The organism is Nocardia stercoris (assembly GCF_003696265.1).
In the GTDB taxonomy this organism is placed as follows: Bacteria; Actinomycetota; Actinomycetes; order Mycobacteriales; family Mycobacteriaceae; genus Nocardia; species Nocardia stercoris.
Window position 1 is genome coordinate 363,257 of the sequence record NZ_RFFH01000001.1, and the last position, 15,751, is coordinate 379,007.

Here is a 15,751-nt window from a genome sequence, read left to right on the forward strand (position 1 = left end):
TGTCGTGCATCGTTATTCCGTTGCCGGAGGCGATATTTCGGGCAGGTCCGTCGCCAGGATCGCCGCGATCTGCGGCGTGAGGGTGAGTGCCGGCAGCGATCGGACGAACAGGTCGATGAGTTGCTCGCGGGTGATGGTGGGTTCGGCGAGCCAGGTGAGCACCACCTGTTCGAGGTAGGCGATCCAGCCGCGGACGGCGAGTTCCAGGCGGGGGCGGTCGGGGTCGGCGGCGTCGATCGGGACCACCGCGAACAGCATCTCGGCGATCTTGCCGCGGGTGTCCTCGGCCTGTTCCACCACGACGGGGCTGGCGCTGGCGGGGCCGCGGAGCATGGCGTGGTAGGCGGTCTGGTTGTGTTCGACGTAGCCGATGAAGCGTTCCATCGAGTCGCGCAGCATGTCCAGGGGCGCGAGTGCGGGGTTGGGGCGGACGTGGTCGAGCAGTTCGGCGTTGGCGTTGTGCAGGATCGCCCGGTGGTAGTCCTCGAGGGTGGGGAAGTAGTGGAACAGCAGCGCGCGGGAGACGCCGGCCTGGGCGGTGACGGCCGCGACCGTGATGTCGCCGAGGGGGCGTTCGCGCAGCATCTCGTGGCCCACGCCGATCAACTGTTTGCGCCGCTCTTCCGGGCTCAACCGGGCCCGTTTGGCGGTACTTTCGGTACCACTCACACGACTCATCTTACTGAACGTCGGTCAATATTGTTGACTCGTATTCAACAGGCTGTTGACTCACACTCAATAAGCCCCTAGGCTCCAATACATGAGTCGCAAGGTTACAGACAAAGGCGTCGCCGCGAAGCAGAAGGCAGCCGCCGGCCGATCGGTCCGTCACTCGCACATCATCGTTCTGGGCAGCGGGTTCTCGGGCATGGGTCTCGCCGTCCGGCTGATCCAGCAGGGCCGCAAGGACTTCCTGGTCCTCGAGCGTGGTAGCGACGTCGGCGGCACCTGGCGCGACAACACCTACCCCGGCGCCGCCTGCGACGTGCCCTCGCACCTGTACTCCTACTCCTTCGAACTGAACCCCGGCTGGAGCCGCTCGTTCTCCAAGCAGGCCGAGATCCAGGCCTACATCCAGGGCGTCGCCGACAAGTACTCCGTCCGCGACCGGCACATCTTCGACTGCGACGTGCAGAGCGCCCGCTGGAACGGCGAGACCTCGCAGTGGGAGATCGAGACCACCCAGGGCGCCTTCACCGCCGACTTCGTCGTCTCCGCCGTCGGCGCCCTCTGCGAACCGAACCTGCCGAACATCAAGGGCATCGAGGACTTCGCCGGCGACATCTTCCACTCCGCGCGCTGGGACCACGAGGCCAACCTCGACGGCAAGAAGGTCGCGGTCATCGGCACCGGCGCCTCCGCCATCCAGATCGTCCCGTCCATCGCGGGCGAGGTCGAGCACCTCGACGTCTACCAGCGCACCGCCCCCTGGCTGCTGCCGCGCATGGACCGCGCGTACACCGGCATCGAGAAGTGGGCGTTCAAGAACATCCCCGGCTTCCAGCGGCTGTCCCGCTCGGCCATCTACGCCGCGCGCGAGACCCAGGTCGTCGGCCTGGCCAAGGCCCCGATCCTGATGAAGGGCTTCGAGGCCATCGCCCGCGCCAAGCTGTTCGCCGAGATCCGCGACGCCGAGCTGCGCGCCAAGGTCACGCCGAACTTCCGGATCGGCTGCAAGCGCATGCTGATCTCGAACGAGTACTACCCGGCCCTCGACCGCGACAACGTCGACGTGGTCACCGACCCGATCGTCGAGGTCACCGAGAAGTCGATCATCACCGGCGACGGCACCGAGCGCGAGATCGACGCGATCATCGTGGCCACCGGCTTCCACGTCACCGACTCGCCGATGTACGAGCACATCGTGGGCGCCGACGGTTCCACCATGGCCGAACAGTTCGACCGGATCGGGCAGCAGGGCTACAAGGGCGCGGCGATCGAGAACTTCCCCAACATGTTCTTCATGCTGGGCCCGAACGTCGGCCTCGGCCACACCTCGATGGTCTTCATGATCGAGTCGCAGATCAACTACATCGCCGACGCGCTGAAGGTCGTCGACCGGCAGCAGCTGGGCACCGTGTCGGTCAAGCCGGAGGCCGTGCGCGCCTACAATGCCGAGCTGCACAAGAAGCTCGAGGGTGCGGTCTGGAGCACCGGCGGCTGCGCCAGCTGGTACCTCGACAAGCACGGCAACAACACCACGTTGTGGCCCGACTTCACCTTCCGGTTCCGCGAGATCACCAAGAACTTCGACGCGGACGCCTACACCACCACCAAGGCTTCCTGAGCAGCAACACCTCGCCCGATTCGGACGGCCTCCGTGGTTACGCGATGCTGCCGCCTCCGGCCGCTGACCGAATCGGGCGGGCTCCGGCACAACAACACTCACGTCATCGAGGACGAAAGAAGATCATGTCTTACTCATTCCGCGGCAAAGTCTGTGTCATCACCGGTGCCGGTTCGGGTATCGGCCGCGCGCTGGCCGAGAACCTGGCCGGTAAGGGTGCCAAGCTCGCGCTGTCCGACATCGATGCCGAAGGGCTGGCCGAAACCGTCCGCCGCTGTGAGGCATTGGGCGCCGAGGTCAAGAGCGACCGGCTCAACGTCGCCGAGCGCGAGGCCGTGCTGCTGTACGCCGACGCGGTCAAGGCGCAGTTCGGCAAGGTCAACCAGATCTACAACAACGCCGGTATCGCCTACCACGGCGACGTGGAGCACGAGTCCTTCAAGGACATCGAGCGCATCATGGACGTCGACTTCTGGGGTGTCGCCAACGGCACCAAGGCGTTCCTGCCCATGCTGATCGAGTCCGGCGACGGCCACGTGATCAACGTGTCCAGCCTGTTCGGCCTGATCTCGGTGCCGTCGCAGTCGGCCTACAACGCCGCCAAGTTCGCGGTCCGCGGCTTCACCGAGGCGCTGAACCAGGAGATGCGAGTCGGGCGCAAGCCGGTCAAGGTCACCTGCGTGCACCCGGGAGGCATCAAGACCGCCGTGGCGCGCAACGCCACCTACGCCGAGAACGTCGACGGCAAGAAGGGCGCCACCCTGTTCGACAAGTATCTGGCGATCCACTCGCCGGAGATGGCCGCCCGCACCATCGTCGACGGTGTGGCCAAGGGCAAGTCGCGCGTGCTGATCGGCTGGGAGGCCAAGCTGCTCGACGTGTCGCAGCGGTTCATGCCGACCGGCTATCAGATCATCGGCGGTTTCGTGAACCGCTTCGCGAACATCTGACCCGGCGCGCACGATGTCGGTTCTGATGGTTCCGCGGCCGATCGCGCGGGCCGCGGCGGATCTGCTGTTCCGCGTGGCCTTCTATCACCGGCTGCCCTGGTCGGTGCAGCGGGCGCTGCTCGAGGGCGGCGCCAAGGTCGTCCAGCCGCTGCCCCCGGGTGTGACGGTCGAGCGCATCACCCTGGCGGGCCGGCCGGCCGAGCGGGTGACCGCCGGTCCGGCGACCGTTGCGGGGGCGGTGCTCTACCTGCACGGCGGTGCCTACACGGTCGGTTCACCGGCGACGCACCGGTCGCTGGTGGCGCACCTGGCGGTCGAGGTCGGCTGCCCGGTGTACGCGCTGGACTACCGGCTCGCGCCCGAGCACCCCTACCCTGCCGGTCTCGACGACGCCGTCGCGGCCTTCGCGGAACTGGTTCGCACCCAAGGTATTTCGCCTGGGCAGATCGCTGTCGCCGGTGACTCGGCGGGCGGCGGCCTGTCCCTGGCGACCGCGCAGCGGTTGATCGGCGAGCTCGGGTACACACCGGCCGCGCTCGGCCTGATCGCGCCCTGGGCGAATCCGGGGCTGCCCGCGCCGCGAGCGCGAGACACCGTCATCAACCGGCGTCTGGGCCTGAACGCTGCCGCCGCCTACGGCGCCGGCGTCGACCCCGGCACGCCGGGCTTCGCGCCGATCCACGGCCGGATGGCGGGCCTGCCGCCGACCTATGTGCAGGTCGACGACAGCGAACTGCTGCTCGACCAGTCCCGGGCGCTGGTCGCGGCACTGGAAGCGGCGGGCGTGGACACGGCTTTCACTGTGTCGCACGGCATGTGGCACGTGTCGCAGCTGCAGGCCTCGCTGGTGCGGGAGGCGGCCGTGCTGACGCGGGAGCTGGCTGGATTCCTCCGTAACGCGCTGGCCACCGCGGGGTCCGCGCGCGCATCCTGACGGTTCGATCGCGGCCGCTGTGTCCCGGTGAGTGAGGCGATTCGGCGTTCGTGACGGCTTTACACGTTACGTGCAGTAACGTATATGCTCGGCCAGGTGGTCGCCCGCGACCCGGTACGTCGCGACTACACACCGGTCCGGTAAGCGCACTCGACCTGCGGTTCGGGGGTACTACCGGTCCGGTGTGCGGGTCGGCGCGATAGGGTGGCGGTCACACTCTCTACTGAGCAGTAACACACTCGCAGTAGCCAGATTTTTCCTCGGAAGGGCACCGATGCGTGAGTTCGACGTCCCTGCGACGTACACCATCCCGGAGACGGCGAACATGTCGGACAGCGTGTTCCGGCACGCCGAGACCACACCCGGCCTGGTCGTGTTCAACACCCCCGACGGCAAGGGCGGATACAACGACGTGACCGCCGCGGAATTCGCCGCGCAGGTCACCGCCGTCGCCAAGGGCCTGATCGCCTCCGGCATCGAGGTCGGCGACCGGGTCGCCATCCTCGCCGCCACCCGCTACGAGTGGGTCGTCGCCGACTACGCGATCTGGACCGCCGGCGCCTGCGGCGTCGCGATCTTCGACAGCTCCTCCGCCGAACAGGCCAAGTGGATCCTGTCCGACTCCGCCACCAAGCTGATCATCGTCGAGACCGCCAAGCACGCCGCCACCATCGCCGAGATCCACGGCGACCTGCCGGCCCTGGCCGAAGTGCTCCAGATCGACGCCGGCGCCCTCACCACCTTGGCCGAGCGCGGCACCGGCATCGACGACGCCGTCGTGCACGAGCGCCGCAAGCAGGTCGTCGCCGCCTCGCCGGCCACCCTGATCTACACCTCCGGCACCACCGGCCGCCCCAAGGGCGTCATGCTCTCGCACTCGAACCTGTACGCCGAGTCCGCGGTCATCCGCCAGGCCGTGCCCGAGTATGTGCGCCAGGGCAACCGCACCCTGCTGTTCCTGCCGCTGGCCCACGTTTTCGCGCGCGCGGTCTCGGTCGGTTCGTTCGACGCCGGGGTCACCGTCACCCACACCGCCGACTGGAGCAACCTGCCCGCCCAGTTCGGTGCCTACCAGCCGAACTTCATCCTGTCGGTGCCGCGCGTCTTCGAGAAGGTCTACAACGCGGCCAAGCAGAAGGCGCACAACGAGGGCAAGGGCAAGATCTTCGACGCCGCCGTCGACACCGCCATCGCCTACAGCCAGTCGCTGGAGACCGGCGGCCCCGGCTTGGTGCTGAACCTCAAGCACAAGCTGTTCGACGCGCTGGTCTACGGCAAGCTGCGTGCCGCGCTCGGTGGCCGCTGCGAGATCGCGGTCTCCGGTGGTGGCCCGCTGGGTGCCCGGCTCGGTCACTTCTTCCGCGGCATCGGCCTCACCATCCTCGAGGGTTACGGGCTCACCGAGACCTCGGCCGCCATCACCGTCAACGTGCCCGACCACATCAAGGTCGGTTCGGTCGGCCGCCCGCTGCCCGGGCACGCCGTCAAGATCGCCGAGGACGGCGAGCTGCTGCTGCGCGGTCCGGTCGTGTTCAACGGCTACTGGGGCAACGCCGAGGCCACGGACGAGGCGTTCGCCGACGGCTGGTTCCGCTCCGGTGACCTGGGTGCCGTCGACGCCGACGGGTTCGTCACCATCACCGGCCGCAAGAAGGAGATCCTGGTGACCGCGGGCGGCAAGAACGTCTCCCCGGCCCCCATGGAGGACTCGCTGCGGGCGCACCCGCTGATCAGCCAGGTCATGGTGGTCGGTGACAAGCAGCCGTTCGTCGGCGCGCTGATCACCCTCGACCAGGAGGCGCTGCCGGGCTGGAAGGAGCGCAACGGTCTCGCCGCCGACACCCCGATCGAGCAGCTGATCTCGAACCCGGCCCTGGTCGCCGAGATCGACGCCGCGGTCGCCGCGACCAACAAGCTGGTCTCGAAGGCCGAGCAGATCAAGAAGATTCGCATCCTGCCCGTCGATTGGACGGTCGAGGGCGGCGAGCTGACCCCGAAGATGTCGCTCAAGCGCGCGGTGGTCATGAAGCAGTTCGCGGCGGACGTGGACGCGATCTACAACTGAGTCGCGCCGCTCGAAGGTCGCCGTATCCCGTTGGGGTACGGCGACCTTCGTCGTTCAGGAGCGATCGGTTCGGTGGAAGTCGCGAGGGGTGTCGGCGAGGTGTTCGCGTCCCTAGGCGGTGACCCGGCGGACGTGCTACCTGATGTGGGTCGGGCGAAGGTCCCGGTCGGCATGGCATGATATGCGGCCGTATGTCACCGAATTCCGATGTGGCCCACGACAGTCTGGACGGCTTGTCAGTGGGCGATGCGCTGGGAGCGCAATTCTTCGTACCTGGGAGTTCGGTCACCGAACTCGTCGCCGGAAGCGTGCCCGCGGGCCCGTGGCCGTGGACCGACGACACCGAGATGGCCGCGACGCTCTTCCACGAGATCCGTTCGCGCGGTGCGGTCGATCGCGACGCCCTCGCCGCTGCCTTCGCCGACCGCTGCGAGCCCTACCGCGGCTACAGCGGCAACACCGTCGCCCTGCTGCACGAGATCCGCGACGGCCGCCCCTGGGCCGAGGCGGCCGGTGCCGCCTTCGACGGCCGCGGCTCGTGGGGCAACGGCGCCGCCATGCGGGTCGCGCCACTGGGCGCGTACTTCGCCGCCGACCTGGACCGCGCGGCCGCGCAGGCGGCGCTGTCGGCCGAGGTCACCCATTCCCACCCCGAGGCGATCGTCGGCGCCATGGCGGTCGCCACGGCAGCCGGGTTCGCCGCTCGCACTCGCGAAACAGGCTGCACCGCAACAGAATTCTTTGACGCCGTCGATCCTTATCTGGTGGACGGACGCACCGCCACCGGGATCCGCCGGGCCCGCCGACTGGTCGGCCGGAGCGTCGAGGAAGCGGCCTACGAACTCGGTAACGGGGCGCGGGTCACCGCGCACGACACGGTGCCGTTCACGTTGTGGGCCGCGGCAACCCACCTCACCGACTACCCGGCCGCCGTCACCGCCTGTGTGCGGGCAGGCGGTGACGTCGACACCACGGCCGCGATCGTCGGCGGAATCGTGGCCGCCCACACCGGATCCGGCCGCCGAGGCGCTGTGGCGGGCATACCACCGGAATGGTTGGCTGCCCGGGAACCGCTGCCGGAGTGGGCCATCGGCTGACCGCCGGATCGCCGGTGCGACGTCCGGAACGTCTCTTCCAGCCGCATCGTCAGCCGTGCGGGTCGGTCGACCGCACAGCCCCGACTGCATGGCATCTTTGAACCGTCCTGGAAGGTTCGAGAAAGGGGAGCCCGGCGTGAGCAGCATCGCGGTCATCGGTCTGGGAGCCATGGGAAAACCGATGGCGCGCAACCTGTTGCAGGCCGGCCACGACGTCGTGGTGTGGAACCGCTCCGCCGGGCCGGTGGACGAACTGGTCGCGGCGGGTGCGCATCGGGCCGACTCGGTCACCGCGGCCATGAAGTCGCCGGTGGTCTTCTCGGTCCTGTCCGACGATCGGGCCGTCGCCGAGACGTTCATCGACTCCGGTGTCCTCGGCCGGACCCCGAGCGGGACCGTGCACGTCAACCTCGCCACGGTGAGCGCCGGCCTGGCCCGCCGGGCGGGTGCCGTGCATGCCGAGCATGGTGTCGGTTACGTCGCGGCGCCGGTCTTCGGCCGCGTTCCGGTCGCCGAAGCCGGAGCGCTCAACGTCCTCGCGGCCGGTGCGCCCGCGCTGCTCGACCGCGTGCAACCCTTCTTCGACGTGATCGGCTCGCGGACTTGGCGACTCGGCGACCGCCCGGAACAGGCCAACGTCGTGAAGATCGTCGGCAACTACCTGATCGCCTGCGCGATACAGTCATTGGGCGAGGCCGTAAGCCTCGCGGAGAGCGCCGACGTCGACTCCGGGCAGCTCGTCGAACTGCTGACCTCGACCCTCTTCCCGGGCGGCGTCTACACCGGCTACGGATCGATGATCGCCGAACGGCGCTACCAGCCGGCCGGATTCACCACGGTGCTGGGACGCAAGGACCTCCACCTCGCGCTCGACGCGGCGGCCGAACACGGCATCACGCTCCCGATCGGCGAACTGCTGCGGACCGTCTTCGACGACGCCATCGCCGAGGGTCGCGGCGCGGACGACTGGGCATCCATCACCGAACAGCAGCCTCGATGACCTAGCCGATCGGGCCCTCTTGCAGGGTGATCTGTGCGGTGCGCGGGCCACCGAGCCGGCTGTTCCAGTGCAGGGTGACGGTGTCGCCGGGGTGGTGCTGGTCCATTGTGGAAGTGAGTGAGGTGGGGGAGTCGATCAGGGTGTTGTCGACACCGGTGATCACGTCGCCCTTCTGGAGGCCTGCCGCGGCCGCCGGACCGTTGCCGTCGACCAGGTTGACCAGTGCGCCGGTGCCGTGGGCGCTGGTGACGGAGATGCTCAGCGCGGCGGTGGGGCCGATGTGGACGGTGTTGGAGGCCGTACCGGCCTGAATCTGCTGGGCGATCTTCACGCCCTTGTTGATCGGGATGGCGAAGCCTTCGCCGCCGCCGGTGCCCATCTTGAAGCCCTGGGACGCGGCGGTGTCGATGCCGACGACCTGGCCGTTCTTGTCCACCAGCGGGCCACCGGAGTCGCCGGGCTGGATGTCGGCGGCCACCTGGATCAGGCCGGTGAGCTGCTCGGCGGCACCGGATTCGTCGCTGGCGGTGATCGACTTGCCGGTCGCGGTCACCGTGCCCGGCGCGGCGACCGGGGAACCGTTGCCGCCCGCGTTGCCGACGCCGACGATGCTGTCGCCCGGGCCGACGTCGTCGGAATTGCCCAGCGGCGCGACCGCCAGGCCCGAGGCGCCGGTCAGATGGACCACCGCGAGGTCGTCGGTGCGGTCGTAGCCGGTGACCGTGCCCTTGTAGGTGCGGCCGTTGCCGACGTCGGTCACCGAGATGTCCCGGGAACCCTCGACCACGTGATTGTTGGTGAGGATGTTGCCGTCGGCGCTGAGCACGATGCCGGTACCGGCGCCCTCACCGGTGTTCCCGAACTCGCCGCTGCGGTTGTCGAAGCCGAGGATCTCGGTGTTGATCAACACGATTCCCGGCACTACCCGCCGCACCGCCTCGTCCAGGCTCTGCGGCGCGGTCTGCGAGTCCACCGGCCGCACCGAACCGGCCGTGCCCGGGCCCGCGATATCGGACTGCTGGTGGCCGAGGGTGGCCGCGCCGACCCCGATCGCGGTGGCGACCACCGCGACGACCGCCGCCAGGATGCCGAAGGTGCGGCCGTGCCGGGGTGCGGCCGGGGCCGGCGGGTACTGCGGCGGGATGTACTGCGGCATCGGCCGGCCGTACGCGTCGTAGGGCAGGTGCCGACCGTGGGAGATCGGCCGGCCGTACGCGTCGCGCCCGTACTGTGCCGCGCTGTGGCCGGACTGCGACCCGTACTGGCCCGGTGTCCGGTACGCGCCGGTGCCGGAGGCTCCGGGGGGCTGGGTGCGCCAGCCTTCGGGCTGGTCCTCGTGTTGCGGCACAGTCATCACGTCCTAACCGGGTGTCGAACACCTTCGCATCCAAGGTAAACGCGTATCGCTGAGAAAACGCTGGGCGTACGCCGTGTAATCCCTTTCCCGCCGGTCACCGTCCGGATCGGGCCGGAGCCGGCCTGCTCGGCCGACCGGAAATCCGGGCAGATCGCACCCTTACCACCATGTCGGTGCCCGGCGGGATTGTCGAGCGGGGTGTCGACATCGTGACCCCGGGGCGCCGAATCTGACGGAACGGTGACGAGTCCCGCCGGGCCCCGTAGCGGGCCCTCGGATCGACGTAGGCTGCCGTTATGGCGGCATCGGGACTGCGTGCGACGGCGGGTGTCGCGGCAGCGGCGTTGACTCTGGGAGTGGCCGAACTGGTCGCGGCGCCGGTGGGCGCGGGGAGTGCCCCGCTGGCCGTGCTGGGGGCCGGTGTCATCGATCACACGCCCGATCGGGTCCGGGAAGCGGTGATCAAGACCGTGGGCACCGACGACAAGCTGGTGCTGTACCTCGGGATGGGTGTCGTCGCGTTCGCGGTCGCCGCGCTCGCCGGTTGGGTGGAGCGGCGGAATCGCCCGGCCGGGTCGGTGCTGCTCGCGGTGTTCGGCCTGTTCGTGGCGGCGGTCGCGGTGGGCAGACCCGCCGCGAACTGGAGTTGGGCGCTGCCGTCGCTGCTGGGTGTGGCGGCGGGGATCGCGGCGTTGCGGGTGCTGGTCGAGCGGATCGGCCCGGCAGGCGGGCCGCCGGGCCCGACGTCCGTTCCGGGCGACCGCCCGGTGACCGATTCCGAGGTCTCGGCCGAAAGTGGTTCCGGCGCAGCGGCCGCCGTCGATCGTGAGAGTGCGTCCGAGATCTCGAAAGATGCCGCGGGAGGCGTCGATTCCACTGCTGCTGCCGAAACATCCAGTGGCGGAAGCACTGCCGTGCGGCGTGGCTCGGAGATCGACCGGCGTGGGGCGCTGCGCGGCATCGCGGCAGTGGGCGCGGCCGCGGCGGTCGCCGGGGTCGTGGGACGGTTGTGGAGTAATGCGCTGCACAGCGTGGCGGGGGAGCGGGCGGAGCTGACCCTCCCGACGCCGGTGGCACCACCGGTATCGGTGGATCCGGGCGCCGACCTGCGGTTGCCGGGGCTCACGCCGTTCCTGACGCCGAATCGGGACTTCTACCGGATCGACACCGCACTGCTCGTACCGCAGGTGAGTACCGACTCGTGGTCGCTGCGCATCCACGGCATGGTCGAGCGGGAGATCCGGTTGACCTGGGCGGATCTGCAAGCGCGGCAGCCGATCGAGCGGCTGGTGACGCTGTGCTGTGTGTCGAATCCGGTGGGCGGGGACCTGATCGGCAATGCCCGCTGGCTCGGCTTCCGGCTCGACGAACTCCTCGCCGCGGCCGGTCCGCACCCCGACGCCGACATGGTGCTCTCGCACAGTATCGACGGGTTCACCGCGGGCAGCCCGCTGTCGGTGCTCACCGACGGCCGCGATGCCCTGCTGGCCATCGGCATGAACGGCGAACCGCTGCCCATCGCACACGGATACCCGGCCCGCCTGGTGGTGCCCGGCCTCTACGGGTACGTTTCCGCCACCAAGTGGGTCACCGAACTCGAGGTCACCAGATTCGATCGGGCACAAGCGTATTGGACGCAGCGCGGCTGGTCGGCGCAGGGCCCGGTGAAGACCGGCACCCGGATCGACGTGCCGCGGGACGGTGCGAGCCCGGCCGCCGGTCCGGTCACCGTCGCGGGTGTGGCCTGGGCCCAGCACCGGGGGATCACCGCGGTCGAGGTGCAGATCGACGACGGCCCGTGGCAGCCGGCCCGCTTGGCCGTGGAACCGACCGCGGACACCTGGCGGCAGTGGAGTTTCGACTGGCCGGCCACCCCGGGCCGGCACACCGTGCGGGCCCGCGCGACCGACGGGACCGGCGCCGTGCAGACCGGTCAGGTCCACGACGTGGTTCCGGACGGGGCGACCGGGTACCCGTCGATCACCGTGCGCGTGGGCTGAACTCGCATCGGTGTGATCCGAGTCGGTTGCACCCCAACGAATCCGTCGACACAGCCGAGCCCTATGTGCCGCAGTAAGTTCTGACTGCACCGAGTCCGGCCGCACCGGTGAACAGCGATGCCCGCCCGGAGCGAACCGGGCGGGCATCACGAATTCAGTTGTGCGCAAAGGGGATCAGTGCCCCGCGTCCACCGGCACCGGCGCGGCCGCCGCCGGAACCTTGGGCTTGGCGAACAGCGCCGACGCGACCATGCCGATCAGCAGGATCGCCGCGGGCAGCAGCGTCGCCTCGCTCAGTGCGGTACTGAACTTCTCGGCGATGAACGGCGGCATGTGCGCCACCTTCGAGCCCTCACCCATGCCGGTGCTGTTGAGGCCCTGCGCGTTCAGCCGGGAGGTGAGCAGGGCGCTGATCGACGCACTACCCAGCACCGAGCCGATCTGCCGGGTGGTGTTGTACACACCGGATCCGGCGCCGGCCAGCTGCATCGGCAGGTTGCGGGTGGCGACCGCGGCCAGCGGCGCCCAGATGAAGGCGTTGGAGATACCGGCGACGCTGCCGAGCAGCACGAACATCGGGATCGAGCCGGTGGGCGTCATCAGGGCCGAGAAACCGAACAGCACGGCCGAGAACAACCCGAACCCGATGGCGGGCAGCAGTGCCGGATGCAGCTTGTCGGAGACCTTGCCGACACCCGGCGCGATCACACCGGTGATGATGGCCATCGGCGCGAAGACCAGCGCCGCCTTGGTCGGCGAGTATTCGCGCACCGCCTCCAGATAGAAGTAGGTGGGCACCATCAGGCCGACGATCGAGGCACCCATGGCCGCGATCGCGATGCTGGACAGCGAGAAGTTGCGGTCGCGGAACAGCACCAGCGGCACCAGCGGTTCGCTCTTGGTCCGCGACTGGTGGACGAGGAACACCGCCATGGCCGCGAGGCCGCCGACGATCATGGCCCAGATGCCGCTGTTCCAGTGGTGGTCGTTGCCTTCCTGAATTCCGAAGACCAGCAGGAACATTCCGATCCCGGACAGCGCCACGCCGACCAGGTCGAACTTGTGCGAGTGCGTCGGAAGGCTGGGCACCAGCCACACGGCGAGCGCGAAGGCGACCACACCGATCGGGACGTTGATCATGAAGATCCACTGCCAACCCCAGTTGTCGACCAGGACGCCACCGAGGATCGGGCCGACCAGGGTCGCCAGGCCGGCGACGCCGCCCCACAGGCCCATGGCCGCACCGCGCTTGTCCGGCGGGAAGGTGCGGGTGATGACCGCCATGGTCTGCGGGGTGATCAGCGCGGCGCCCAGACCCTGCACGGCGCGGGCCACGATCAGCATGCCGATCGTGTTCGACAGACCGCACCACAGCGAGGACAGGGTGAACACGGCCAGGCCGGCGAGGTAGAGGTTCTTCGGGCCGAACCGGTCACCCAGCCGGCCGGTGACCAGCAGCGGCACCGCGTACGCCAGCAGGTACGAACTCGTGACCCAGATGACGTTGTTCATGGATGTGTCGAGGTCGATCTTGATGGCCGGGTTGGCCACCGAGACGATGGTCATATCCAGCAGGATCATGAAGAACCCGACGACCATCGCGTACAACGCGGGCCACGGATTGCGTTGGGTTGTCATGGATTTGGTTCCCATCTACGGGGTTGTCGCCGACAGGCCGTCGGCGGACGAAGGTGGTGTGGTGCGTGCGGGCCGCGTGCCCGCGTCAGGGTTCGACAGGGAGCGCACCGCCTTTCCGGATCCGGTCGAGGGCGTCGTCGGTCACGGCGCTGGCCCAGTCGTGGCCGAGTTCGGGGTCCGGCTGGTCGCGGTGGTCGCCGCCGGGCTCGGGTTCCCACGGCAGGCTGCCGTCGCGCAGGTCGGCCAGGACGCCGGTCAGCCAGGTGACCTCGGCGACGCCCTGGGCGCGCAACAGTTCGAGGACCATCCAGTACCGGCGGGGGATGTTGCGGCCGGTGACCCACTGCAGGACGGCGTCGGCCTCGCCGATCTCGATGTGCCGGTGGGCGATTCGTTCCTCGATGAGCTCGATCACCTCGGCGACGGGCAGCGAGTGCGCCTCCGACATCGCCAGTGGGAAGAGTGGGAATTCGTTGACCGGCCGGCGGATCACCTCGGCGATGCGGTCGCGCAGCGCGGCGCCGCCGGCGTCGGTCTTGGTGTAGATGGTGCGTTCGGGCCGGTTGCCGGCCCGGTCGGTGCCCTCGGCGCGGGCCAGTCCCTGCTCGGCCAGCCGGGTCACCGTGTGGTACAGCGACCCGGGCCGGACCTTGACCAGATGGTCCTCGTGCCGGCTGAGCAGCACTTGGTACATCTCGTACGGGTGCATGGGGCGCTCCTCCAGCAGGGCGAGAACCGAGATCGCCAGAGGTGTCAACGCTGGTACCGACTGCTTCACCGCTCTGTCACGCCTTCCACGCCGGGAACACTATCGGCCCCCACTGACAGGTTCCGTCCCAAATATTCCACGCCGAATATACGGCACGGAATAGAACCCGAACAAGGGCGACGCAGCACGCTTCGTGTGACCCGCACCGCAGCCTCCCGGACCTACGACGCGGCGAGACCCAGCGGATCGACATCGGACACCGATAGCCGAGACCAGCGACATTGCCGCCGATACCCCGAGGGAAGGGAGTCCACGGCGGATCGCGGACGCCGAAACCCGATGCGGCCCAGCGGTAATTCACCGGATCCGGGGTGCGTGTACCAGCGCACGGCTGCTCAGTACGCGCTGCTGGCGAACGCGCAGTGGCAGTGCGGAAATCGCGGTCAGCCCAGGCCCTGGGCGGCGCGTAGGCGCGCCATCACATCAGGTGCGGGATGGTGCTCGACGCGGTAGCGGGGCGGGTACAGGTCCTCGACCGGGGTCAGGTGTAGTTCGGCGTCGAGGACTTCCCAGGGCACCATGAAGGTGTCGCCGGTGTCGACCGCGGTGAGGCTGACGGTGTGTGCGCGGGGGAGCAGGGTGGGCACGGTGTCGGTCCAGGCGGCGTAGGTGGATTCCCGGCCGTCGCGGGCGCGGACGTGGACGAGTTTCGCGGCGTAGTCCTCGATCAGGTTCGCGTCCAGGTCGGCGCGCAGGCCCGGATACTGTCCGCCGTAGACCGACGACCACAGGGTGGCCTCCGCGGCGCGGATCGGCGCCCAGGCCGGATGGCCCTCCGGCACCAGATACGGCACCAGCCGGTCGCCTTCGATCGTGTAGGGCTGCGGCGACACCGGCCGCACCGCCTGGTCGAACACCTCCCGGGCCGTACCGACCAGGGCGGCCACCTGGGCCGCCGAAGTCTCCGCGCCGATCAGCACGCCGACATTGCCGCCCACGAACACGATCGGCCGCACCCCGGCCTTCGCGCCGATCGCGGCCAGCCATCCGGGCACGAGCGGCAGTGAACCGGCGTAGTTGTCGCCGCTGGTGTCCGAGATATACAGCCCGCCACGGTGTTTCACCGGGTCGTAGGTGTCGAGTACCTGCTGGGCGTAGCGGGCCAGATTCGCCCGCGCGGTCGTGAACAGGGTGTCGGTGTCCACATCCCACCGCTCGAGTTCGCCGGGATGGATGTTCTCCATCGAGGTGTCTCGGTCGATCACCACCGACTCGATCAGGCAGGGCAGGACCGGGCGCCACAGGGTGTGGTCGGCGATCCGCATGCCCTCCATCCGGTTGGCCAGCTGCCCGGCCTGCCGGATCAGCGGCCGCAGCTTCGGCGCCACCTCGTCCCAGCTGCCCTTGGCCGCCCGGGGACTCAGACCCGGTGTGCCGGCGAGGAAATCGGCGAGGATGTCGAACGCCTCGGTATCGGACAGCGAGCGGGTGCGGCGGAACACCGTGTCCAGGTTGATCCGCCCGTGGATCTCGCCGGCCCGGAAGTCGATCCCGAACCCGTCGAGATCCGGCACGACCTCGGTCATCTGCTCGTAGGACCGCAGAATCGTGCAAGCGGTCTCGGCGAACCGCCGCTTGCGCTCGGAGCCGAACACCCCACCCAGAAAACTCATGTGCCGCAATCTACGTGACCGCACCGACAGCGAGATGACCT

12 protein-coding genes are annotated in these 15,751 nt (G+C 69.0%); 7 read left to right on the forward strand and 5 right to left on the reverse strand.

Translation table 11 applies throughout. The features are described from left to right. Window positions 1-12 precede the first annotated feature (12 nt). Complete coding sequence (locus EBN03_RS01590) at window positions 13-669, reverse strand: TetR/AcrR family transcriptional regulator (RefSeq protein WP_407671065.1); 657 nt, start codon at window positions 667-669, stop codon at window positions 13-15. Between the two features lie 91 nt (window positions 670-760). Here EBN03_RS01590 and EBN03_RS01595 point away from each other — a divergent pair, with 91 nt between their 5' ends. From EBN03_RS01595 to EBN03_RS01620, 6 genes are all read left to right on the forward strand, one after another. Next, complete coding sequence (locus tag EBN03_RS01595; protein WP_122186023.1) at window positions 761-2,287, forward strand: flavin-containing monooxygenase; 1,527 nt, start codon at window positions 761-763, stop codon at window positions 2,285-2,287. A gap of 125 nt (window positions 2,288-2,412) precedes the next feature. Continuing rightward, entirely contained in the window at window positions 2,413-3,237 is an 825-nt protein-coding gene (locus tag EBN03_RS01600) for an SDR family NAD(P)-dependent oxidoreductase (protein ID WP_122186024.1), read from the forward strand. 13 nt (window positions 3,238-3,250) lie between these two features. Beyond that, complete coding sequence (locus EBN03_RS01605; protein ID WP_122186025.1) at window positions 3,251-4,171, forward strand: alpha/beta hydrolase; 921 nt, start codon at window positions 3,251-3,253, stop codon at window positions 4,169-4,171. A gap of 274 nt (window positions 4,172-4,445) precedes the next feature. Then, window positions 4,446-6,236 (forward strand): AMP-dependent synthetase/ligase, encoded by a 1,791-nt coding sequence (locus EBN03_RS01610; protein WP_122186026.1) that lies wholly within the window; start codon window positions 4,446-4,448, stop codon window positions 6,234-6,236. Between the two features lie 209 nt (window positions 6,237-6,445). After that, complete coding sequence (locus EBN03_RS01615; RefSeq protein ID WP_233608038.1) at window positions 6,446-7,333, forward strand: ADP-ribosylglycohydrolase family protein; 888 nt, start codon at window positions 6,446-6,448, stop codon at window positions 7,331-7,333. A 136-nt stretch (window positions 7,334-7,469) separates the two neighbouring features. Next, window positions 7,470-8,333 carry an NAD(P)-dependent oxidoreductase gene (locus EBN03_RS01620; protein ID WP_122186028.1) on the forward strand — a complete coding sequence of 288 codons (864 nt, stop codon included), beginning with the start codon at window positions 7,470-7,472 and terminating at the stop codon, window positions 8,331-8,333. 1 nt (window position 8,334) lies between these two features. On the opposite strand, the gene EBN03_RS01625 is transcribed toward EBN03_RS01620, so the two are convergent. Then, entirely contained in the window at window positions 8,335-9,687 is a 1,353-nt protein-coding gene (locus EBN03_RS01625; RefSeq protein WP_267899246.1) for a S1C family serine protease, read from the reverse strand. Between the two features lie 299 nt (window positions 9,688-9,986). On the opposite strand from EBN03_RS01625, the gene EBN03_RS01630 reads away from it, so the two are divergent. Continuing rightward, complete coding sequence (locus EBN03_RS01630; RefSeq protein ID WP_122186029.1) at window positions 9,987-11,690, forward strand: molybdopterin-dependent oxidoreductase; 1,704 nt, start codon at window positions 9,987-9,989, stop codon at window positions 11,688-11,690. A gap of 174 nt (window positions 11,691-11,864) precedes the next feature. Here EBN03_RS01630 and EBN03_RS01635 read toward each other — a convergent pair whose 3' ends face one another. The 3 genes from EBN03_RS01635 to EBN03_RS01645 form a co-directional block, all read right to left on the reverse strand. After that, window positions 11,865-13,328: a DHA2 family efflux MFS transporter permease subunit gene (locus EBN03_RS01635; protein ID WP_122186720.1), complete on the reverse strand. Its 1,464-nt coding sequence runs from the start codon at window positions 13,326-13,328 to the stop codon at window positions 11,865-11,867. Window positions 13,329-13,413: 85 nt separating this feature from the next. After that, window positions 13,414-14,085: a PadR family transcriptional regulator gene (locus EBN03_RS01640; protein ID WP_233608040.1), complete on the reverse strand. Its 672-nt coding sequence runs from the start codon at window positions 14,083-14,085 to the stop codon at window positions 13,414-13,416. A 395-nt stretch (window positions 14,086-14,480) separates the two neighbouring features. After that, on the reverse strand, window positions 14,481-15,710 hold the full coding sequence (locus EBN03_RS01645) for a hypothetical protein (protein WP_122186030.1): 1,230 nt from the start codon (window positions 15,708-15,710) through the stop codon (window positions 14,481-14,483). Window positions 15,711-15,751: the final 41 nt, after the last annotated feature.